Source organism: Paenibacillus glycanilyticus (genome assembly GCF_030161375.1).
In the GTDB taxonomy this organism is placed as follows: domain Bacteria; phylum Bacillota; class Bacilli; order Paenibacillales; family Paenibacillaceae; genus Pristimantibacillus; species Pristimantibacillus glycanilyticus_B.
In genome coordinates, this window is sequence record NZ_BSSQ01000003.1 from 44,700 (window position 1) to 67,068 (window position 22,369).

The following is a 22,369-nucleotide window of genomic DNA, read 5'->3' on the forward strand; positions in this document are numbered from 1 at the left end:
GACGGACAAGCCTTCTTTTTCCTTTAGCCTTAAAGAATATTACTAATTTATGGAACATATTTTTCATTATTCCAATCTTTGGGCGTATGCGTTGAGAAGAGGTGAAGGAGAATTTGCCAGCCGCAAGCCTGCCGAAAAAGTCAATCTCGCATCTAGAGGAGTGATAAAAAGAATGGCCACTGGTCCAATTCCGATTACGGCATCGCAGTTAGCTTCCTTGCAAAATCTGTTGACCGATTTGTCGAACCTGCTTCCAAGCGTTCTTGAAAACCCGACATCAAGCCGCGTGTCCCAACTGAATACGATCTTAAATGAGTTGCGTTCGCTTGTATTAACGATTGATTACAATGTTGAAGAACAAGCTGCCATACTTTCCCTGCTGGAAAACCTGATTACATTAGTTGAGACCAATCCTTTCTCTCCTCTTGGCACGGTCATCTTGCTTGAGTCTCTAATTAATATTCTGGGTTCAGATGCCTTATTATTTAATATCCCTCCATCATCCAAGGATTCCTTAATCGGACAAATCCGTACCATTTCCCGTCAGCTTGCCGTGATTATCCCTGTCATCAGTCCTTCGTCAGGACCTCCCGGTCCAACCGGTCCGCAAGGCCCTGCCGGCGTTGCCGGTCCGGCTGGTACTGCGGGGCCGGCCGGTGCTGCCGGGCCAGCCGGCGCTGCCGGTGAAGCAGGGCCCGTTGGCCCGGTGGGTCCTGCGGGGCCAACGGGAGCGACCGGTCAAGCAGGAGCGGATGGTTTGCCTGGCCCTGCAGGGGGGCCCGGGGCGCCGGGGGCGACTGGAGCTACGGGCGCTACCGGAGATAGCAGCCCCGGCACGACGGGCGCGACAGGAGCCACCGGCAGCACCGGGTCTACAGGAGCCACGGGCGCTACCGGCGCTACCGGCGCTACCGGCATTGGCGTAGCCGGGGCTACTGGCGCCACGGGAAGCACGGGCACAGCTGGCACAATTGGCGCCACGGGTTCGACTGGCGTTATTGGCCCTACTGGCGCCAGTGGCGCGACTGGAGTTACCGGGTCGACTGGGGCCACCGGGTCGACTGGCGCGACTGGAGTTACCGGGTCGACGGGTTCGACCGGGGCCACTGGCTCTACTGGCGGCACCGGCGCTACTGGTGCTACTGGTACGACTGGGGCCACTGGCTCTACTGGCTCTACTGGCGCGACTGGCTCTACCGGTGCGACTGGGGCTACCGGCGACACTGGCTCGACCGGTACCACTGGCTCTACCGGTGCCACCGGCGACACCGGCACGACTGGCGCGACTGGCGCGACTGGCGATACCGGCGCTACAGGTGCCACTGGCGCGACTGGCGATACCGGCACCACTGGCGACACCGGCACCACTGGCGACACCGGCGCTACTGGCGCGACTGGCGCGACTGGCGATACCGGCGCGACTGGCTCTACTGGCGCTACCGGTGCCACTGGCGCTACCGGTACCACTGGCGACACCGGCGCGACTGGCTCTACTGGCGCTACCGGTGCCACTGGCGCTACCGGTACCACTGGCGACACCGGCGCGACTGGCTCTACTGGCGCAACTGGCTCTACAGGCGCGACTGGCTCTACCGGTGCCACTGGCGACACCGGCGCGACTGGCTCTACCGGTGCGACTGGCTCTACCGGCGCGACTGGCGCGACCGGTACCACTGGCTCTACCGGTGCCACTGGCGACACCGGCGTGACTGGTGCGACTGGCGCGACTGGTGTCACTGGCTCTACTGGCTCTACTGGCTCTACCGGCGCTACAGGCGACACCGGTACGACCGGCGATACTGGCGCGACTGGCGCTACAGGCGCAACCGGCGCTACAGGTGCCACTGGCGACACCGGCACGACTGGCGCTACTGGCGCTACCGGCTCTACCGGCTCCACTGGCTCTACCGGCACTACCGGCGACACTGGCGCGACTGGGGCTACCGGCGTTACCGGTGCAACTGGCATCACCGGCGCGACCGGTGCAACTGGCGTCACTGGAGCTACAGGCACTACCGGCGTTACCGGTGCCACTGGCGTCACTGGAGCTACAGGCACTACCGGCGTTACCGGTGCCACTGGCGCTACCGGTGCCACAGGCGCTACCGGTGTGACTGGCGCGACTGGCGCAACTGGTGTTGGCGCTACTGGCGCGACTGGCGTAACCGGAGCTACAGGGGCAGCTGGCTCTGGAGCCATTATTCCTTTTGCATCAGGAACACCGACCACTCTGACGACCGTACTTGGAGGTTTGCTGAACACATCCGCTTTAACCGCATTTGGAACAAATGCAGCCGGAGTGACAATCGCCGGCGGAACCATAGATTTAACGGGAGGCCCCGGCATTTTGCTGAATACTTCCTTCTCTACGCCGAGAGCCGGAACAATAACGTCTGTGGCTGCTTATTTCAGCACAACCGCAGCCTTGTCGCTTGTTGGTTCAACGGTCACAATTACCGCTCAACTCTTTCAATCCACAACTCCTAACAACACGTTTACGGCTGTTCCCGGTGCCTTAGTAACGTTATCTCCTCCCTTTGCAGGCGTTCTTGCCCTTGGCACCATTTCTTCCGGCCTTACGACCGGCCTCTCCATACCGGTTACAGCAGGCACTAGATTGCTGATGGTCTTCTCGGCAAGCGTAACGGCTGGCATCGACGTGGCAACCACCGTTGCCGGTTATGCAAGCGCCGGGTTAACCATCGTGTAAACACAATCCGTACACAAAAAAGCACGGAGCCCCAATAGCTCCGTGCTTTCTCTTATTCTAATTGTCATAAGGATCGATCGTTTGAATCGTACCGTCCTCATTGTATTTAAGCTCGGTAAACTTCACGCTGCGCTTATGGTCCACGCCGCCGGACAGCGAGGCATCGTGATAGAACAAATACCACTTGTTCTGGAATTCAACGATGGAGTGATGCGTCGTCCAACCAATTACAGGCGTCAAGATTGTACCCTTGTATACAAAAGGTCCTTGCGGATTGTCGCCGATTGCATACACGAGCTTATGGGTAGAACCGGTAGAATAAGACAAGTAATACTTGCCATTATATTTGTGCATCCACGGTCCTTCGAAATATCTGCGTTCCTCATCGCCCGCAAGCAGCGGATTTCCTTCCTCATCCACAATTGAAATCTCTACCGGATCGCTCTTGAACGTCAGCATATCTTCGGTAAGTTCAGCAACGAGTGGCCCAAGCGCCGGACCGTTAACGTCCGGATCGGCAGCGTCCGCTACAAATTCGCCGGTTGTCCATTTTTCCAATTGGCCGCCCCAAAGTCCGCCGAAATACATAAACGCCCGATTGTCTTCATCCACCAGAACGGCTGGATCGATGCTGTAACTGCCAGGAATATAGTTTTCTTCTGCTTTGAATGGACCCGCAGGCGATGCGCTTGTTGCTACGCCAATACGGAAGATCCCATCTTTGTCTCTTGCAGGGAAATACAAGTAATACGTATTATTTTTGAATGCCGCATCCGGTGCCCACATTTGCTTGGACGCCCAAGGCACATCCTTCACGTGAAGGGCTTCGCCATGATCGATGCAAGGGGAGTTCGCATCCTCCATCGACAATATGTGATAGTCTTCCATTTGGTATTGATCGCCATTATCGTTAGTTGGACCGTCATGATCAAGATCATGAGAAGGATAAATATAAATTTTCCCTTCAAAAACATGCGCAGAAGGATCTGCTGTAAAAATATGCGAGACGATTGGTTCATTAGGTTTGGACATGATCATATCTCCTTTTGGCGCATTACTGGTACGATTCTATTACACCTTTTCCATTCTAATCTGAAATTCATGGCGATAAACTAAATAAATTAAAGGTTTTTGCATGTAAAATTAAGATTTTCGCAAAAAATAAACGTTTTTCACCTATTCCAACTTGTTTATGGCTGAATGATTATTCGTCCCCTGCCATGTCCGGTTTCCGATTGGCTATGGGCCTGCTGCGCCTTATCAAGCGGGTAAACAGCCTGAATCTGCGTCCGAACAATTCCGCGATCCATAAGCTCCGCAATGTCGAATAAATCTTGTCTTTCGGCAAGAGCCGAACGTATAACGCGCACGCCTTCCTGCTCTCCGCGCTCAATCGGAGGTTGTCCCGTTATGGTAAGAAGAGTCCCGCCTTTCCTGACCAGTTGCCAAGATCGCTCAAGCGTTCCCCCTCCAACCGTATCGAGCACAAAATCCATTTGGCCTTCCAGTCCCGCTTCAAACGGCGAAGACGTATAATCGATAACGGTATCTACGCCTAGGGAACGGATGAAAGCCACATTCTCTGGGCCTGCCGTTGCGACCACATTAGCCCCTTTCCATTTGGCGAACTGGACGGCAAACAATCCGACGCCTCCTGCCGCGCCGTGAATAAATACCCGGTCCCCGGCTTTGACATCCGCATTGTTCAACGCACACCAAGCCGTCGTTGCCCCGCCGGATATCGTGGCCGCTTCTTCAAATCTGATGGAAGAAGGTTTAGGCGCAACGGAATCCGCGGGTGCCGTTGTATATTCGGCATACGTCCCATTTGTGCTTCTTCCAAATACCTCCTGTCCTACAAAAAGTTCCGTCACATCCGGCCCAACCTCTTCAATAACGCCGGCAAACGCCGTACCCGGAATAACCGGGAACTGCATTGGCATCTTGAACAAGCCTTTGCGGATCTTCCAATCTACCGGCAAGACACCAGCAGCTTTGACGCGAATAAGAACTTCCCCTGTTTGCGGAATTGGTCTTGCTATATGCTCGAGCTGAAGAACTTCTGGTCCTCCATACCGATGATAACGAATGGCTTGCATCATGGAAACGATCTCCCCTTCTTGGAATATAGAATGATTTCATGTAAAATCTAAAATACAGATTGAACACATATTGAGTATACTCACTAAATTAAATAATGCGATTACGGGCAATAAAAGTCAAGGAGGATTTAAGCATAATGGCTGTATCCGAAACGTTCGATACGATCCCAACGGCTGGTCATGTTCTGGAACATTTGCTCCGGACGACCCATCAGCTTCATCTTCAATTTGAATCCCAATTATCCGCTCTCGAAGTACCGGATTATTTGTCTGGCCCAAGACTTAGGTTCCTGATCTCCGTTCAGGAAGCCGGACAAATCAAAATGAGCGACATTGCCGCAAAACTTGGCATTAAGCCGCGGACCGTTACTCAATTCGTGGATGCGCTTGAGCAAGCAAAGCTCATTGTGCGCACGCCGGACCCGGATGACCGCAGAGCTACGTTCATCCGACTGTCGGAGACCGCTCCTCCGCTTATCGAGCATGCCCGGCATGCCATGAGCGAGTCGGCGGATAAGGCGCTCTCCGCCTTATCGCCCGAAGATCGCGGCCAGCTGCTCCGTTTATTGCATCAATTAAGCCAATAACCCGGAAAGGATTCCAGCCTATGAGCTTTCAATATACCGATGACGATGTCCGGGTGTTATGCGGCAGATTTGCTTTTGAAGAAGGCGAATCAATCTGGCAGGCAGGCGGGGTAACGATTGTTCAGTACGACCCGGATAAGCCTTTCTGCGAAGCAAACGTCCGGACGAACCGCGACTTTATCGTGTCGGCCTCTCTATTCCGGGGCGATATCGTAGCTACCTGCACATGCCCGGATTTTGATCCTGAGGATAAATATTGCGAACATGTCGCCGCGATGCTTCTGCATCTGTTAGAACAACCCGAACCGCCCGAAGAGGCGCTTAATCTAGCCCGTATTTCCGCAAGCGACCAGCTGTTATCGTCGAGCATTCTCGACTTGTTCAGCGTTCAGGGCCGCGAGCAGCCGCTCCATCTAGGCAGTACGCGATATGTCAGAGATACCCGCACGCCCGTTGACGTTCAATTCACCTGCGTCATCTATTCAAGCGGCTACCGGGATTACCGGATTGGAATTGAGCTGAGGGTAGGTCTTGGCAGACTATATGCGGTACCGGATATCCGCGCTTTTATCGAAGGCGTAGTATTAAACGTGACCCGGACTTTTTCCAAAAACTTCACCTTCCATCCTGCCGAACACCGGTTCAAGACCGAAGATTATGCCTTGCTCGGCGAACTTGTCCGAATCAGCAGGAACGAAACGTTGTACCAAGAAGCCGCGCAAGCGGCGAACGGGCGGGCACGCAGCAAGACGAACAACCGGATGATTATGATTCCGCCTGCCGACTGGCCGAAGGTGCTGCCGCTTCTTGCCGCTTGCCCTTCCGTACTGATTGATCAGGATGGCACCGTAACCGCCGGTCTGCAAATAAGCGAAGTTATCGCTCCCGTCCGGTTCGAATTCGGCGAGCATGACGGGCAAGGTTTTCAGCTGGACGTGGAAGGATTGGATAAAATCACCGTTTTGTCCGCTTACAATCTGGTGCTGAGCGAAGGCTGCATCGTACCGCTACCGGAAGCGTCGTGCAAACGGCTTGCCGATCTGAAAAACATGCTGGATGCCTCGCGCAGACAACATGTCGTGATCGCAGAGGAGCACATTGAACCGTTTATGGACAAGGTTGTTCCCGAGCTTATGAAGCTTGGACAAGTAAAAGTTACGAGAAGCGTCTCCGAAAAAATCGTGCAAACCCCGCTTGCCGCAAGGCTTTATCTCGACCGGGTCAGGGACAAGCTGCTTGCCGAGCTAGAGTTCCAATATGGCGATATCCGCATAAACCCGCTTGCGGCTAATCACGATTACAAGAACACCGACCGCATTCTGCTGCGGGATGGCACGCGGGAGAACCAGATTCTCGATATTATGGAGCAAAGCGGTTTTGTAACCACGGAGCTTGGCTACTATATGCAAGATGAAGACAGCGAATATGAGTTTTTGCGGCATACGGTTCCAAAGCTTGAACAGCTGCTGCACGTCCATGCGACGTCGGCCGTCAAGCTGCGGATAGCGATCCCTAGCACCCCGCCGATCCTGAAGGTGGAAGTTGATGAGCGGACCGATTGGCTCGAGTTTAAATTCGAATTGACCGGCATTTCGGATAATGAAATTCGCAGCGTCTTGCGCGCAATTGTGGAGAAACGGCGATTTTACCGCCTGCAAAGCGGTGCGCTGCTGCCGCTGGAAGGCAAAGAATATGAAGCTATTACAAGAATGATTAACGAAACGGGCTTTCTGCGAACGGATTTGAATCAGCCGGCCTTCCGAATTCCGCTCGCGCGGGGACTTCATCTTGCCGATTACGAGAATGATGGAAGAACCATTCAGCTCGGCAAATCCTTGCGCAAGCTGCTCGCCCATATTCGCAACCCGGACCATCTGGAATTTGAAGTGCCGGCAAGTCTTCAATCCGTGTTGAGAGATTATCAGAAATACGGCTTCCAATGGATGAAGACGCTCGCCCATTACCGGTTCGGAGGCATTCTAGCCGACGATATGGGACTTGGCAAAACGATTCAAAGCATCGCTTTCCTCCTGTCCGTTCTGCCTGAGATCAGACAGCTGAAGCAACCGGCCATCATCGTTGCGCCCGCTTCTCTTATGTATAACTGGCTAAGCGAGCTGAAACGGTTCGCGCCGGAGATTGAGGTTATCGTCGCCGACGGTTCAAGGCCGGAAAGAGCGGCTAAGCTGCGGGCTTTGACAGGCGTTGATGTTATCGTTACATCCTACCCGCTTCTGCGCCGGGATATCGACCTCTATGTCCATCATTACTACCATACCGTCATATTGGATGAAGCGCAGGCATTCAAAAATCATACGACGCAAACGGCTCAAGCCGTTAAAGCGCTGCAGGCCAAACACCGATTCGGCTTAACCGGCACCCCTCTGGAAAATAGGGTCGAGGAATTGTGGTCGATCTTTGGCGCGATATTCCCGGAGCTGTTCCCTGCACGCCATGTCTTCTCCGATATGCCAAGAGAAGATATCGCGCGCCGCGCGCGTCCGTTCCTGCTTAGACGTCTGAAGACCGATGTCTTAAAGGAGCTGCCGGAAAAAATCGAGTCCATGCAAGCAACAAGCTTGCTCCCGGAGCAGAAGAAACTTTACGTCTCGTATCTGGCGAAGCTTCGTACGGAAACCGTCAAACATCTGGATAACGACCGAAGCTTCCATCAGAACCGGATCAAAATATTGGCCGGACTCACCCGCTTGCGCCAAATCTGCTGCCATCCGGCTCTATTCATAACCGATTACGAAGGCAGCTCCGCCAAGTTCGAGCAGCTGTTCGAGATTATCGAGGAATGCCGAAGTACCGGCAAACGAATGCTGATCTTCTCCCAATTCACCGAAATGCTGGGTCTTATCAGCAAGGAGCTAGTCCGGCAAGGCGTGTCCTACTTCTATCTAGACGGCAGCACGAAAGCCGCAGAACGGGTTGAGCTGTGCAACCGGTTTAACGACGGCGAGAAGGATATATTCCTCGCTTCGCTGAAAGCCGGCGGTACGGGACTTAACTTGACCGGAGCCGACACCGTCGTCTTGTACGACTTGTGGTGGAACCCGGCTGTCGAGCAGCAAGCTGCCGACCGGGCGCACCGGATCGGACAGACCAAGGTTGTTCAAGTTATCCGGTTAGCCGCCCACGGAACGATAGAAGACAAAATGTACACCTTGCAGCAGCGCAAAAAAAATATGATCGACGATATCATCCGGCCCGGCGAAGAGCAGCTATCCTCGCTGACCGAAGCGGATATCCGCGAGATTCTGGCGATTGGCGCAAACGAACAGGATTTATAAGGAAAACAGCTGCACGGGTATTTTCCCGTGCAGCTGCTTTTTTTGAATAAACGGTGAACATCGCTCCTCCTACCGCTTCAGGAGACATGATGAGAATTTCCTTTGCGTAAGTTAGAAGGTCAGTTATAAAGTCAGGATATCTTTGGTCTGAAGAATAGCAAGATTAATTTGGTCCTTGGCGGCATTATAAAGCCGCTCCACAATATCAGGCGTTTCGCGATAAATCGGAGGATGATGAATCGCCCGGAAATGAATCGGCACAAGCGTATTTGCCTGCAGCACGACTGCTGCCGCTACCGCTTGTTCCGGCGTCAAGGTAATCGGCTGCCCGCTTGGAATCATCCCCGGAAACTGTACAACGGCGCCATTTACGGGCAAGCAAGCGGCATCAAACGGACCATAGGTTTTGCTCAGCTTCCACCAGAAACCATGCCATAACGTGTCGCCGCAATGTATAACCTTTTTCCCTTCCCCTGCCACAATCCAAGATACTTGAGGGTCGCCAAATCCGTCCACGGAATAGCCTGCCGTCACCTGGAGCTCTCCTACTTCAATTTGTTGTCCCAAGCTTACTCCATGTACGTTTCTTAGCGGAGTATCGGTCATGTGCTTCAAGGAATCTTGCGGAACGTATACCGGCACAGACGCGCCATAATATTCGGCAATCGCTTTTGGATCGTAATGATCCTCGTGATGATGCGTTATAAAGACAGCTTCAACCTGACCAAATTCATTAAGCGGAACCAACTCTTCATGGGAGGAACCAAACTTCGCAGGAAAATGATACATCGGGTCGATGGCAATGGATGTCTCTCCACTTTGCAAGCGCACACCTGCCCATGGCAGCTTTTGTAGGAGCATGATCGCATCATCCTTTATTTTTAATGGGTACCCGGAGGTTCCGCCAATATCATAATCGGATCTGGATTTTATTGTCAATTGTATCCAAGGGGGAATATTGTATGATGCCGTTGGAACAAAAGTCTGTCACGCTTGGCGAGAATGCATTTCCTTACTACATTCAGTGCAACGCGGACAAAGAAACCATTGTGTTATTGCATGCTGCGTTTGCGGATTACACCCTGTTCGAAGAGCAGATCGCATATTTGCAAGATCAATATCAGCTGGTTGTGCTGAATTTGCCTGGACATGGCCTGCAGGCAACAGCAACAACAGCAGCGAGAACCAAATTTACGATAAAAGACATGCCGGACATCATCAGTGGAATTCTAGCTGATAACCACATAGAGTCCTGCCATCTCCTCGGCGTTTCTCTCGGCTCGCTTGTGGCGCAAGCTTTTGCGGACCGTTATCCTCAGCAGGTGCAATCAGTCATTATCGTTGGCGGCTATTCCATCCATAAAGCCAACAAACGGATTCGCAAGGAACAGCTCATGGAAGGATTGAAATGGCTAGGGTACATCCTGTTCTCAATGACCAGATTCAAACAATATGTACTGAAAGCATCCTGCTATACGGAGGAGGGGCGCCGCTTATTTGATCAAGGAATACGGCATTTCCGCCGGCAATCCTTTCAAGCCATGAGCGGCATGGGCTCCTTCTTCACCGATCGGTGGAAACCGATGCCTTACCCCATGCTTCTCCTAGTTGGCGAACATGACCGTGATCTTATTCACGAAGCCGCGAATCTGCTGCATCAGCTGGAGCCGCGTTCGCGGCTTGTCGTTCTACCCGGAGCCGGCCATTGCGCCAATGCGGATAGGCCGGAAGCGTTTAACCAAGTTGTTGGCGATTACTTGTCGGCGCTATTTGCAAGACAATAAGGTTTTGATACTATTAAGCTAAAAACTGATAAAGGATAATCTCAAATGTCTTCGACTTCTCTGGAAACGATTGCTTACCGTGAATTAAGAGAACGAATTATGCGGGCTGAATATATGCCGGGGTCGATGCTCTCGGAAAATGAACTCGCGGGGCTTCTTGGCATGAGCCGGACGCCAATCCGGGCTGCCATCTCCTTATTGGAACGCGAAGGACTTGTGGGATCCTTTCGCGGTCGCGGCGTCATGGTGAAGGAAGTATCCGCGCATGATTTCAGCGGAATGTATGAAGTGCTGGTCTCGATGCAGCTGTTTGTACTCGACACGGCGGTGAAACGCCAGCTTGCCTTCGATCTGGATACGCTAGGCCATCTGCTGGAGGAGCAGCAGCTCGCCATGGAGCAAGGCGATCATTACAACTATTACAACAATACTTTGTTGTTTACCGAAACGATTCTTCGCACCATCCATAACGATAGCATGCTGCAAATTATGGAGCTGTACCGAGGCCGGTACGTCTTCCATACCGTCGCTTACCGCAAAAAATATCCGCAATATCAGCCTAGCCGCTCCGTGCAGACCAATAGACGGATGTATGAAGCGATTAAAGCCGGCGATATCGATGCTGCGAAAGCTGCGGTAACCGAGCAATACGCCGACGTTCACGAGCAATTTATTCTTGGTGGTTTGATGAAATAACAGCAAGGACGAGTAAAGAGGGTGGCTTTCGCTTGCCCATAATTTGCTGAAGAAAACAGCAGGAGCAAAAAATATCGCTGCAAGGGTAACCCTTTGCAGCGATATTTGCATAAAAAACACTCTTTATTGATAATGTGAACCGTCTTCACAGTGGCGATCACCTTTTGGGACGGCCTCTTCCTGTTTGCATATTTAGTTTAATAAGTTATAAATGGCTTGTGCTGCTTCCGCGCGCGTTGTGTGCTCAGCCGGGAAAAACTGCCCTGCTTTGCGCCCTGTCAACAGCTTCGATTGAATCGCGCGATTCACGTCGGACATCGCCCAATCGCTAATGTCTGACGCATCTTTCAATTCGGCAGAGGTATTCTCCAGCTTGGTACCTGTCATAAGCTCGTAAGCACGAACGAGCATGACGGCCATTTCTTCACGGGAGATGCTGCGGTTTGGCCTGAACATTAGCTCAGAATCGCCTGCAACGATACCCGCTTCATAAGCAGCAGATACTTCTTCCGCGTACCACGATTGCTCCTCTACATCTCCAAATGCTGCTTTTCCGGAAGAAGCCAGACCAAGTGACCGCACGAGCAAGGCGGCAAATTCAGCACGCGTTACTTCTTTGGCCGGTTGGAAGGCCTCGTTTGTAGCGCCGTTAACAATGTGCTGGGCCGTCAACTCTTGAATGGTGGAGAAAGCCCAATGCCCATTTGGCACGTCATCGTAATTTTTTTCGAAAGATAGAAGAATATAGTTGCCAGGATGTTTAATTGCCGCTTCAATTGCAGCGTCGCTATTTACACGTTTTCCGCCTGCATAAACAACACTTCCATCCTCCCGGATCTCATACACGCCTACCAACTTCGAGTTCAAGCCAGCTGGAATCGGGAAAGTCGCGGTTACCGGTTGCGTCCACCCTTTAAAGCTTTGTTCATTGCCCGCTTTGTCCATTACGACAAAAGAAACGCCAACTCCCTGTCCGCCTAGCTTATACAGACCGCTATCCTTGCTGCTTGCTTTCGTTGCCGCATCGCTTCCTTGCTGCTCCGACACGGGATTGATCAGTACCGTAATCACGAAATTACTATCTGTTGCCGGAAGAGCGGAGGCTATAATCGCCCCTGGAATGCGAAGCGTAACGCCATGCGCCTGAACGTTCAAAGTGCGGCCTTTCAGCTTGTCTGCCAAATTCGCGGGAATAAGAATCCTGTTCTGATCATTCGTCAGAGCTACGGAAATCGATGTTGAACCATCTTGCAGATCCTTATCTTGAATGGTCACGGCGTTATCCGGTTGAACCGGTGGATTTACCGGCGGGTTAACTGGCGGAACTACCGGCGTCGTCGAAATTTTCTCGCCTGTAAAGTCAAGTTCGCTCAAGCTTGTATACGTCTTTGAAAGATCCGCATTGTAAGTTCCGGTTACGAGAAATTTCACGTAGCGGCCCTGCACGGCTTTATCTAATTTCACAAAATCCGTATATACGTTCCCTGTCCAGGTTTTGCCGAATGTTCCTGAAGCTTTATTCGCGTCATTATCCAAAAATGCCGGATCACTTAAGTCAGCGAGCCGATCGGAGGCGTACAATTCGAAGGTCTTTGGAAACTCCATAGCCGATTGGCTGAGACGGCTTTTTCTTTGAATGCCTGACAGCTTGTACGTGTCCTTCATATCTACAATAACCCAGTGAGGGAACGGTGCAGCCGGTTCTTCATACTTGGAATGCCAAATCGTCGATTCCGCCCCGTCCAAAATATTGCTCGCCACGGCATTTTCATTTGCTGCGAAAGAACTGGATGAATCAATAGAGAAGGCAGATTTCGGTATAAACGAATATACGACGGTTTGTCGGGCGTACTTCAATGCCCACATTAAATCCATATACGACTGATCAATCGCGGAAGCCGCATCTCCATCGGTGTGGGCCTTTGCTGAAGCAAGACGCGCCGTAAGATCCGATTGCGCTTGGATCGGAAGTGACAACCCCGCGGTTCCATTAATATAAGCTGAGAATTGATCAGCTTCCTGTACCAGGTCCGTTAATTGGCTGAAGGTGTACATGGAAGATGCCGATTGATACGAATCCGATAAGGCCTTTGCTTCTGTCGCACTCAAGGCGCGCTTCCAAATCTTGAGATCGTCCATCGTAACTGCGGATCCGCCATATTTCATCTTCCCGTCGGCTCCGATGATGACATGATAAGGCGTATCCATGCTGGACGTCCCGAGCGATGACAGATCCTTGGTCACCGTGAGGGCGCCATCCACGTACGTGGATGCAAGTTTGTTCGTCCGGTCGACTGTAATCGTAACCAGATGCCACTCTTGTCCCACGCTCGACGGCGAATAGTCAATGCGATTAGTGCCGTCTGCCATATTAAGAGTTATTGTATTCGAAGTGGCGGGGCCGATGTACCAGCCGGGATTTTTACCGGAATCCCAGTCTTTGTTGGAGATCACCGACTGGTCTCCCACTAAATTGCCGGCATGCCAGAACGATACGGTAAAGTCTCCGCTTCCGAATTTCAAGTCGGCTCTGTCGCCAAGATCCACATAATTGGCATTTCCGGCAGGAATGCTAACCGCTTGGCCGGATTTGCCTGGAACATAGGAAACATTGCCCGCCATGGTTGCCTGTCCTGTTGTTCCTGTAGCATCCTCGTTCAAATTGCCTTCAAATTTCATATCCGATACAAGCTGGTTCCACATTGTATTCGGATCAATCGGCGTCAATTCCGGCGCCGAACCATCGGTGCGATAATTCAGCTGCAGAGACTCGCTTTTGTTGCCATAAGCGTCCACAGCTTTGATGTTGATGATGTATGACGTACCCGGGTTTAATCCCTTAAGCGGAATATTCATCTTGTTTGGAATAGGCGAGAAATAGAAATCCGACAGCACGTTATACGTCTTCACAACCTGTGCCGTACGCGGATCGTACAGATTAATTTCATAATGATGCATAGATTGATCGTCCTTGGCCTGTCTGAATGACAGCACCGGTACGTTATTTGCGCCAGGAAGCATGGCTAGTTCCGGGTTTGCAGGGAATTGAGGCGCCGTTTTATTGCGTGTATTATTCGTGTACGTGAAATGGCTTTTTATCTCCTCATTGGTATTACCTTGCAATTTAATGACCCATTTTTGGCCTGCTATGGCGCCGGCGCTCCGAAAGGTTTTGGCATGTCCCGGCCCCTGCCATACTCCTCCGAGATAGACCGAGCCGGGGTCGCCGTTATACTCCACGCGCTGAATCTCTACGCGATCCTTGTACACCTCGACGATTTGCGATTGCTGCTCCGGGAATTCAAAGCGGCTATCCACCAGTCCCTCTTCTGTTACGGCAGAATAGCCATGATCGACCTCAATATAAGACATCGAGCCTAAATTAACGGAAGTGAAATCTTTCTGATAGATGGACCGGTCATCATTAATATCCAGATGCGAATGGCCCGACATTACAATGACCTGGGGAAAATCTTTCAAATCCGCATAGAGGTTTGTATTCGTTGACTGCTGTCCGTCCATAACGGTGCCGGTAACCGGATGGTGCAAAGTAATAAAGATCGGCTTGTTCACATTGGCCGGATCGGATGTTATTTCCTGAAGTCTAGACTTCAGCCAATTCCGTTGTCCGGTATCGCCGTTGTAATTGTTCCCGTTCAGGAAGAAAAACGAATAACCGCCGATCGTCTTCTCGTAATAGCCGTTCGGCTGATCCGTAAACCATCCATCCGGATAATACTGCTTGACCTCGGCTACGCTGGCGTCATGATTGCCGATTGCGATTTGCACGGGGACGTTCGTCCAATTTTTGCGCGTCAGCTGCTCTTCAAGCACGCTGCGGGCGTACTGGTGATCCGGGCCTTTGCCGTTTCCGTTATCGTTGATGATGTCACCGGCGATCAGGATGGCATCCGGATTAGGGAAAATCGACGACAACACATCAAAATTGCTTGCAAACCTAGCTCGCGTCTCGGCATCCAGATCCGATGTTCCCGGACCAATATGAATGTCGGACATTGCAGCAAATTTCAGCAGCGGTTGTTCCGTGGAGGCAATGATGTAGCCATATGTTGCGGGCTCGCTCCAAATGTCGTCTTTCTCGGCAATTACGGACAAATTGGTCGTTGCCGTGAGTTCAATTGGCGCTCCGTTATACTTCAGACTGGTATCGTCCGGCATCGTTCCGTCAAGCGTATAATAAATGTCCGAGCCAGCTGTGGCGCTGCTGAGAGATACGGAAACGGATTGCTCGTAACGTCCCGACGGGATAGATACGCCCGGCGTTGCTACCGAATTCGAGACGGAAGCGCTCGCTACCGGAATGTAGCCTGAGGTAGCCGACAAGCTAACCGATAAGGCGATCGTACCTGCCATAAAAGCCGATGCTAATTTATTAACCTTCATTAGTAAAATCCTCCTAATCGTTTGATTAAAGAAATAGGTCATTTGCAACTAGAATTAGAGATCTACAACTTCAGGCATCCCTCCCTTAATAACAACTTAACACAGATTAATTTTGTGTCATTAATTGCTTTTGGTAGATTTTAATTGCATTTTATAGTGGTTTTGTCTTCTAAGTGTCAATGATTGGTATAAGTTTGGTTAAGATCGAAACGTTCTCATGTCAAAAATCAATTATTTTCATCGTTCTACATAAATTCTTCAAATTGAGATGATTCCCTCAAAACACTAAATAGGTAATCTAATGCAATAAAACCCAACCAAAAACAACATTTTTTACTGTTTTTAATTGGTATCAATTCATGCATAAGAAGGTGACCTATGAGTTTTATTCAATCCGTCAGCACGATTGTCATTGCCATTTTGCTAGAGTCGCTTCCCTATGTCTTACTTGGCGTTCTCATTTCGGCGGTACTCCAAACCATGGTCAGCGACAGCCTCCTCCAGCGGTGGATGCCGAAGAGAACGTTACCCGGCATCCTCTTTGGTTGTTTACTCGGGCTTGTTTTTCCGCTTTGCGAGTGCGGCATTATTCCTGTCGTTCATCGTCTGATTCGTAAAGGAATGCCTCCTTATATCGGCCTCGTATTCATTATGGCCGGACCAATCATTAACCCGATCGTGTTTATTTCCACCTTCCAAGCTTTTCGGTCCCAGCCAGAGATGGCCTTCTCCCGAATCGCGCTTGCCTTTGTCGTGTCGGCCATCATCGGCTGGATAGCTTCCCGCCGGGTGCAAATAAACTCGCTGCGCCAATTAACGGAGCAACCGGACCAGCATGCCTCGCGCAGCCAACACGCGAAATCCCCGTTTCCAAAGAACAAGCAAGCCGTTTATTGGAAGGCAAAACTTCATGACATGCTTGAGCATGCTGCCATTGAAATGTTTGATGTCGGCAAGTTCATTGTATTAGGCGCGTTAGCAACGGCTTTGCTGCAAACGGCCGTTAGTAAGGATTGGCTTCTAACGGTAAGCAGCGGATCATGGACGCCGCATCTGTTTATGATGGGGCTTTCTTACGTCCTCTCGATCTGTTCCACGGCGGACGCGTTTGTTGGCGTTACGTTTCTCCCCAATTTCAGCATGGGATCTGTACTCGCTTTTCTCGTATTTGGTGCCATGTTTGATATTAAGAGCACATTCATGCTGCTTAAGGTATTCCGTTTCAAGACAGTAGCCATGGTGTTGCTTCTTTCATTCGTTATCGTTTTAGTGGGGTCGGTTGGATTCGACTGGCTGAACACGTACTTTTAAGGAGGTTGAATGAAAGTGAAAGGTTCTACGCTTGCCCATCGGCTGATCCGGTCGGCGGTCATGTTTGGATTTGTTTGGTTCATTATCCAGAAAGAAAGCGCGCAAGGACTTAACTATTATGTGGCACCTAGAATGGTGCCTTGGGTGTTGTTTCTTGCGGGTGGGTTGTCCGCGTTAGCTCTGCATCAGCTGTATCTGGCCATTCGCCATCTTGCTCATGCCAAACAAGCGGAAGCAGCTTGCCATTGCGCGAGTCACGGCCATGATCGATGGAATACCCGCGCTTTTGTCATGTACGCGGCATTAATCACTCCGCTCCTTCTTGCTTACTCGTTCCCAGATGCCATATTGGGAAGTCAGATGGCTGCTCAAAAGGGGCTGAATCTAACCCCTTCGGACGTGCTGAAGGTGTCCGCAAGCCCAGGCAATTCATCAACCTCAAGTCCCGCTTTTGCGTTCAATGATTACACCAAGCCTTACGCCGATCGGGCTGCCGACATGTACAAGCAATCGCTTATAACGATTAATGATGATCTTTACATTGAATCGCTGACGTCACTTGATTTGTACCAAGATCAATTTGTCGGCAAAAAGGTGCAACTCAGCGGTTACGTTTATCGCCTGGACAGTATGAATGACAGCCAATTCGCCTTGGGAAGATTCGCGATGCGCTGCTGCGTGGCCGACTCCATCCCGATGGGGATTCTGGTCGAGTCGGACTCTTCCCTTGAATGGAAAGATGATGCGTATGTCGTTGCGTTAGGCACTATTAAGAAACGACAAATAAACGGAAGAAGCGTACTGGCAATTGAAGCAAAGACTATTCAAACGCAACCCTCGCCACAAGAACCTTATGTTTATGGGAATCCGTACTTTGGCGCTTAATCAGGGAAGAAGAGGAGGCAACCAGCCCTCCTCTCTTCTTTTTTTGTGGCCTTTTATTTTACAAACTCTCAAAATAGCGATTACACACAACTTACATACAACTTGCATACTTAATTTGAACAAGCGATACTTTATAAGGCGAAGGGATGATGATTCCAATGAAACCAATTATGTTCGCACACCTGACTGATACCCATGTTAACGTTCCGGGCAAAACTCCTCTCTTTTCGATTGACGGCGGCGCTAAGCTGCGCGCTGCATTCGCAGATATCGGCAAGCTGAGCGATAAGCCTGCTTTTGTGGTCATCAGCGGCGATCTTACGCAAGACGGCGACGTGGAGGATTATAAATTCCTTCGACAATTGATTGAGGAAGAGCAAGCTAAACTTGGCGTTCCCGTATATGTGGCACTGGGCAACCATGACTCTCGCCCGTTTTTCCGCGAAGGTTACTTGAATGAAGAGCCTTCCGAAGAGTCGTACCACTATTCCTTCACTCACCAAGGGTTGCGGGTAGTGATGCTCAACACGCAAATTCCCGGCAAACATGACGGCCGTCTTGACGAAGAGCAGCTCGCTTGGCTGAGAAACGAACTGGAAATTCCTGCTCCTGCAGGTACGGTCGTTGTTCTTCACCATCCCGTTGTTTCGACCCCTTCGGATCTGATGGACTCTCATTTGCTCGAGAACCCCGAAGATCTTGGACAAGTGATTGCCGGTACTGACGTCATCGGACTGCTGTCGGGCCATATCCATTTCAATAGCATCGGTTTGTTCCATAACATCCCAAGCGCTGCCGGTACGGGGGTTGCCTTTGGTCTAGACCCAACTTCAAACGACAGCATGAAATTCATCGATAACAGTGGATATAATCTCGTGCTTGTTAAGAACGGCCAAATGATCGTAACGCCAATGGCCATGCCTGGCGAGAATAAGGTTGTGTACGAGTTCACCTTGGAGCAGATGAAAGAAGCTATTGCCAATCATTAATCATACAAACGGAGGTTGTACCATTCATGACAACTAATCTTAAGGAAATTCATGAGAATCGGGTTATTAAGCTGGAAGGCGCTTATAATATGCGTGACCTTGGCGGATACGAAACGAAGGACGGCCGCGCGACAAAGTGGGGACGCTTCTACCGGGCGGATGGCCTTCACCGCCTTACGGATTCGGATCAGCGTCAAGTATTAGAGCGGAACGTTCGTTTGATTGTGGACCTGCGCCATTCGCAGGAACTCGAAAAGGATCCGAATGTGTTCGCTACTTCCGAGAAAGTCTCCTACCGCCATGTTAGTCTAATCAACCCCGCGACGCCTACTGTGATGCAGGTTCAAAGCTTGGGCGAGCTTTACGTCGATATGCTGGACAAGTCTCAGATTGAGCTTTGCGAAGTATTTGAACATCTCTCGCAGGAATCGGAAGAAGCGTCGTTGTACCATTGCACGGCCGGCAAAGACCGGACCGGCGTTATTTCCGCCCTGCTGCTCGACAACGTTCAAGTTCCGCATGAAACGATCATTAACGACTACAGCTTAACAGCAGAGCTTCTTGCCCCCATGGTTGACGAGATGCGCCACAAACATCTTGAAAGCGCGGATGCCGCGTCCATCGAAATGTTCGAACGCTTCATGGGCAGCGCCCCTAGCAATATGGAGATGATGCTGGAGCATCTGTACAATAAATACGGTTCCGGCGAGAAGTACCTTCTCTCCATTGGGTTGACGGAAGAGCAAGTAGCCGTGCTGAAACGCAAATTGCTAGGTGAATAAATAAGTCAAAAGAGTTATCCCATTCGTCATCTAGTGGGAGCTCTTTTTTTTATTCATTAAAGCTATTAATAATATTTGTTAGCCTATATACTTGAATTGACATTATATTCATAATTTTCATGCTATCAGCGTTTAAGGGGGTACATATGGAACGGACGTTTTCAATTTCCCGCTATCTTGATGTGAAGGCTGTAACGAACCAGCTCGACTTGCTTATCCAGCAGCCTATTTATTCGATTAATCCGGAAGCGCTTAAGCGATATGAAGAGGATTATTTCGAGAAGAAATGCATGAAGTCCAAGGAAATGATCCACCTCGCCAAAGACATCATTCCCGGCGGCGTCCAGCACAACCTCGCTTTTAACCATCCATTCCCGCTAGTTTTTACGAAAGCCGAAGGCGCTTACCTCTATGATCTCGACGGCAACCGTTATTATGATTTCTTACAGGCCGGCGGCCCGACCGTACTCGGAAGCAATCCCCCGGAAGTACGCGACAAGGTTATACAATTGCTTAATGATTGCGGCCCCTCCACCGGTTTGTTCCATGAATATGAATATAAATTAGGTCAGAAAATCGCAGACAGCATCGATAGCGTGGAAATGTTCCGCATGCTTGGCTCCGGCACGGAAGCCTGCATGGCGGCTATTCGAGTGGCCCGTCTCGCAACGAAGAAGAAAAAAATCATTAAGATGGGCGGCGCTTATCACGGCTGGAGCGACCAGCTCGCCTACGGGATCCGCATCCCCGGTTCCAAATGGACGCAAGCGCATGGCGTACCGCGTTATATTTTCAAACATACGCAGGAGTTTTTCCCGAATGACCTGCGCGATCTGGAGAAAAAGCTCCGTTTCAATCAATTGCGCGGCGGCACGGCGGCCGTTCTGATCGAGCCCGTTGGTCCCGAGAGCGGCACAAGGCCGGTTGACTTCGAATTCAACAAAGGCGTGGAGCAGCTGTGCCGCAAATACGGCGCTCTCCTCATATTTGATGAAGTCGTTACCGCATTCCGCATCGGCATGTCGGGTGCGCAGGGTTATTACGGCGTGTCCCCGGATTTGACGGTATTTGGCAAGGTGGTAGCAGGCGGTTACCCTGGCGCTGGCGGACTTGGCGGCAAGAAGGAATACATGAAATATTTGTCAGCGGGAATCGAAGCTGGCAGCAAATATAAAAAAGCGTTGGTCGGAGGCACGATGGCGGCCAATCCGCTCAGCTGCGTGGCGGGTTATTATACGTTATGCGAGATCGAACGCACTAACGCGATTCCGCGATCCGGTCAGATGGCCGACCGGCTGACGGCGGGATTGCAAGCTTTAATAAGCAAATACAAGCTGCCATTTGTGGCCTTCAACCAAGGCTCCATCTGCCATCTCGAGACGGTAGGGACGATGCATTACGCCATCAACTGGTCGAAGCCTTGGCAAATCCCAAAAGTATTGTCCGAGACCTCGAAGCGCAAAAAAGAAATGGAGCATATGGGAGCGGCCTATATGGCTGAAGGAATCGTTACTTTGGCAGGCAGCCGGCTGTACACCAGCGGAGCCTATACGGAAGAGATGATTGACGATTGTTTAGTCCGCTTCGAGAACATTTTCAAACAGGTGTCTCTGATTGGGGGTTAAGTAAAGGACCATGACTTCTATCGAGCAAGCGAAAGAGCGTGTTATAAAAGCCGGAATCAAGCTGGTCGACACCGGACTTATCGCCCGCACATGGGGAAATGTGAGCCACCGCATTGACGGCGGTCAATTCGTCATCACGCCTAGCGGCCGGGATTACCGTTCGCTTACTCCGGGCGATATCGTTGCCGTTCAGATCTCCGATTGCAGCTACTCCGGCGATGTTAAACCTTCCTCCGAGAAAGGCGTGCATGCCGAAGTATACAAACGTTTTCCGGAGGTTCAGTTTGTGATCCATACCCATCAGGAATACGCTTCGGTCATAAGTGCCTGCAAGGTAGATACCATACCGGTTGAGGAAGGATTGCTCGCCGGTCAGGTTGTGTGCGGGGCTTATGCGCTCCCCAGCACCAAAAAGCTGCAGCGCAATGTAGCCAAGGCGCTTGCGCAAACCTCGAATAAAGCGATCATTATGAAAAATCACGGCGCGGTTTGCTACGGGACCGATGATGCGGAAGCTTTCGCCGTTGCGCTTGAGCTGGAGACAGCGAGTCAGAACTATGTGGAGAACGCGTATAAACGATTAAGCGGTGAGCTTGAATCCAGCCCCGTCGACCTTAGCCGGTTTGCCCTTGGATTAGGCCGCGCTCCGCAAACAACCGGATCGGATAGGCTGTATCACAGCCGCCGGACAGAGGAAGGTTTCCTGTTGTTTAACGATTCCGGCTCCGAGCTTCTAATCCGGAATGACTACCTGGATGACTCCATGCCGGAGGAAGCCCGGGTCTATCGGCAAATCTATCGGTCGCATACGCAAATTCATCACATTCACTGGAACGGTACTCCGGAGGTTAAAGCTTTTTCCGAAACTGCTCATCCGCTTAAGCCATTGCTAGATGATTTCGCCCAGCTAATCGGCACGTCGGCCAAACAAGTCCTTCTCTCCCCTGCCGAGGTTTCGTCCGCCCTCAAAAAATCTTCAGCCGTTCTCATCCGCGGACAAGGCGCATTATGCTGCGGCAGCTCGCAAGAGGAAGCGTTAGCCGTAAGCATGGTGCTGGAGAAAAATTGCAAAGCTCACGTTGGCGCCAAGCTGCTTGGCCAAGTAAAGCCCATTCATTACCTCGAAAGCCTGCTCATGCGCTTCGTTTATTTGAACAAATATTCGAAGCAGGCTGCTGTTACCTCTTAGCCGAAAGGT

The 22,369-nt window shown here is 51.1% G+C and carries 15 protein-coding genes; 11 read left to right on the forward strand and 4 right to left on the reverse strand.

What is annotated here, in order from left to right; translation table 11 throughout:
- The first annotated feature begins 172 nt into the window (after positions 1-172).
- Positions 173-2,710, forward strand: coding sequence for an exosporium glycoprotein BclB-related protein (locus QQK89_RS03975; RefSeq protein ID WP_284237147.1), 2,538 nt, complete (start codon positions 173-175; stop codon positions 2,708-2,710).
- A 57-nt stretch (positions 2,711-2,767) separates the two neighbouring features.
- Here the strand turns inward: QQK89_RS03975 and QQK89_RS03980 are convergent, their stop codons facing one another.
- Both QQK89_RS03980 and QQK89_RS03985 read right to left on the reverse strand, forming a co-directional pair.
- Positions 2,768-3,742, reverse strand: a complete 975-nt coding sequence (locus QQK89_RS03980) for a glycoside hydrolase family 43 protein (protein ID WP_284237148.1) — start codon at positions 3,740-3,742, stop codon at positions 2,768-2,770.
- Between the two features lie 158 nt (positions 3,743-3,900).
- A complete protein-coding gene (locus QQK89_RS03985; protein WP_284237149.1) occupies positions 3,901-4,812 on the reverse strand; it encodes an NADP-dependent oxidoreductase in 912 nt (303 codons plus the stop codon).
- A 137-nt stretch (positions 4,813-4,949) separates the two neighbouring features.
- On the opposite strand from QQK89_RS03985, the gene QQK89_RS03990 reads away from it, so the two are divergent.
- Both QQK89_RS03990 and QQK89_RS03995 read left to right on the forward strand, forming a co-directional pair.
- The gene (locus QQK89_RS03990; RefSeq protein ID WP_284237150.1) at positions 4,950-5,399 is read left to right on the forward strand and encodes a MarR family winged helix-turn-helix transcriptional regulator; all 450 of its coding nucleotides are present in this window, start codon (positions 4,950-4,952) and stop codon (positions 5,397-5,399) included.
- A 20-nt stretch (positions 5,400-5,419) separates the two neighbouring features.
- Positions 5,420-8,695: a DEAD/DEAH box helicase gene (locus QQK89_RS03995; RefSeq protein WP_284237151.1), complete on the forward strand. Its 3,276-nt coding sequence runs from the start codon at positions 5,420-5,422 to the stop codon at positions 8,693-8,695.
- Positions 8,696-8,818: 123 nt separating this feature from the next.
- On the opposite strand, the gene QQK89_RS04000 is transcribed toward QQK89_RS03995, so the two are convergent.
- Positions 8,819-9,556, reverse strand: a complete 738-nt coding sequence (locus tag QQK89_RS04000; protein ID WP_284237152.1) for an MBL fold metallo-hydrolase — start codon at positions 9,554-9,556, stop codon at positions 8,819-8,821.
- 101 nt (positions 9,557-9,657) lie between these two features.
- On the opposite strand from QQK89_RS04000, the gene QQK89_RS04005 reads away from it, so the two are divergent.
- Both QQK89_RS04005 and QQK89_RS04010 read left to right on the forward strand, forming a co-directional pair.
- Positions 9,658-10,479, forward strand: a complete 822-nt coding sequence (locus tag QQK89_RS04005; RefSeq protein WP_284237153.1) for an alpha/beta fold hydrolase — start codon at positions 9,658-9,660, stop codon at positions 10,477-10,479.
- A 45-nt stretch (positions 10,480-10,524) separates the two neighbouring features.
- Positions 10,525-11,175 (forward strand): GntR family transcriptional regulator, encoded by a 651-nt coding sequence (locus tag QQK89_RS04010; protein ID WP_284237154.1) that lies wholly within the window; start codon positions 10,525-10,527, stop codon positions 11,173-11,175.
- Between the two features lie 192 nt (positions 11,176-11,367).
- Here the strand turns inward: QQK89_RS04010 and QQK89_RS04015 are convergent, their stop codons facing one another.
- Positions 11,368-15,579, reverse strand: coding sequence for an S-layer homology domain-containing protein (locus tag QQK89_RS04015; RefSeq protein ID WP_284237155.1), 4,212 nt, complete (start codon positions 15,577-15,579; stop codon positions 11,368-11,370).
- Between the two features lie 378 nt (positions 15,580-15,957).
- Here QQK89_RS04015 and QQK89_RS04020 point away from each other — a divergent pair, with 378 nt between their 5' ends.
- From QQK89_RS04020 to QQK89_RS04045, 6 genes are all read left to right on the forward strand, one after another.
- Positions 15,958-16,890: a permease gene (locus QQK89_RS04020; RefSeq protein WP_284237156.1), complete on the forward strand. Its 933-nt coding sequence runs from the start codon at positions 15,958-15,960 to the stop codon at positions 16,888-16,890.
- A gap of 9 nt (positions 16,891-16,899) precedes the next feature.
- The gene (locus QQK89_RS04025) at positions 16,900-17,775 is read left to right on the forward strand and encodes a TIGR03943 family putative permease subunit (protein ID WP_284237157.1); all 876 of its coding nucleotides are present in this window, start codon (positions 16,900-16,902) and stop codon (positions 17,773-17,775) included.
- A gap of 158 nt (positions 17,776-17,933) precedes the next feature.
- On the forward strand, positions 17,934-18,764 hold the full coding sequence (locus QQK89_RS04030) for a metallophosphoesterase family protein (RefSeq protein WP_284237158.1): 831 nt from the start codon (positions 17,934-17,936) through the stop codon (positions 18,762-18,764).
- Positions 18,765-18,790: 26 nt separating this feature from the next.
- Positions 18,791-19,546: a tyrosine-protein phosphatase gene (locus QQK89_RS04035; RefSeq protein WP_284237159.1), complete on the forward strand. Its 756-nt coding sequence runs from the start codon at positions 18,791-18,793 to the stop codon at positions 19,544-19,546.
- 146 nt (positions 19,547-19,692) lie between these two features.
- Entirely contained in the window at positions 19,693-21,171 is a 1,479-nt protein-coding gene (locus tag QQK89_RS04040; RefSeq protein ID WP_284237160.1) for an aspartate aminotransferase family protein, read from the forward strand.
- A gap of 10 nt (positions 21,172-21,181) precedes the next feature.
- A complete protein-coding gene (locus QQK89_RS04045; protein WP_284237161.1) occupies positions 21,182-22,360 on the forward strand; it encodes a class II aldolase/adducin family protein in 1,179 nt (392 codons plus the stop codon).
- Positions 22,361-22,369 lie beyond the last annotated feature (9 nt).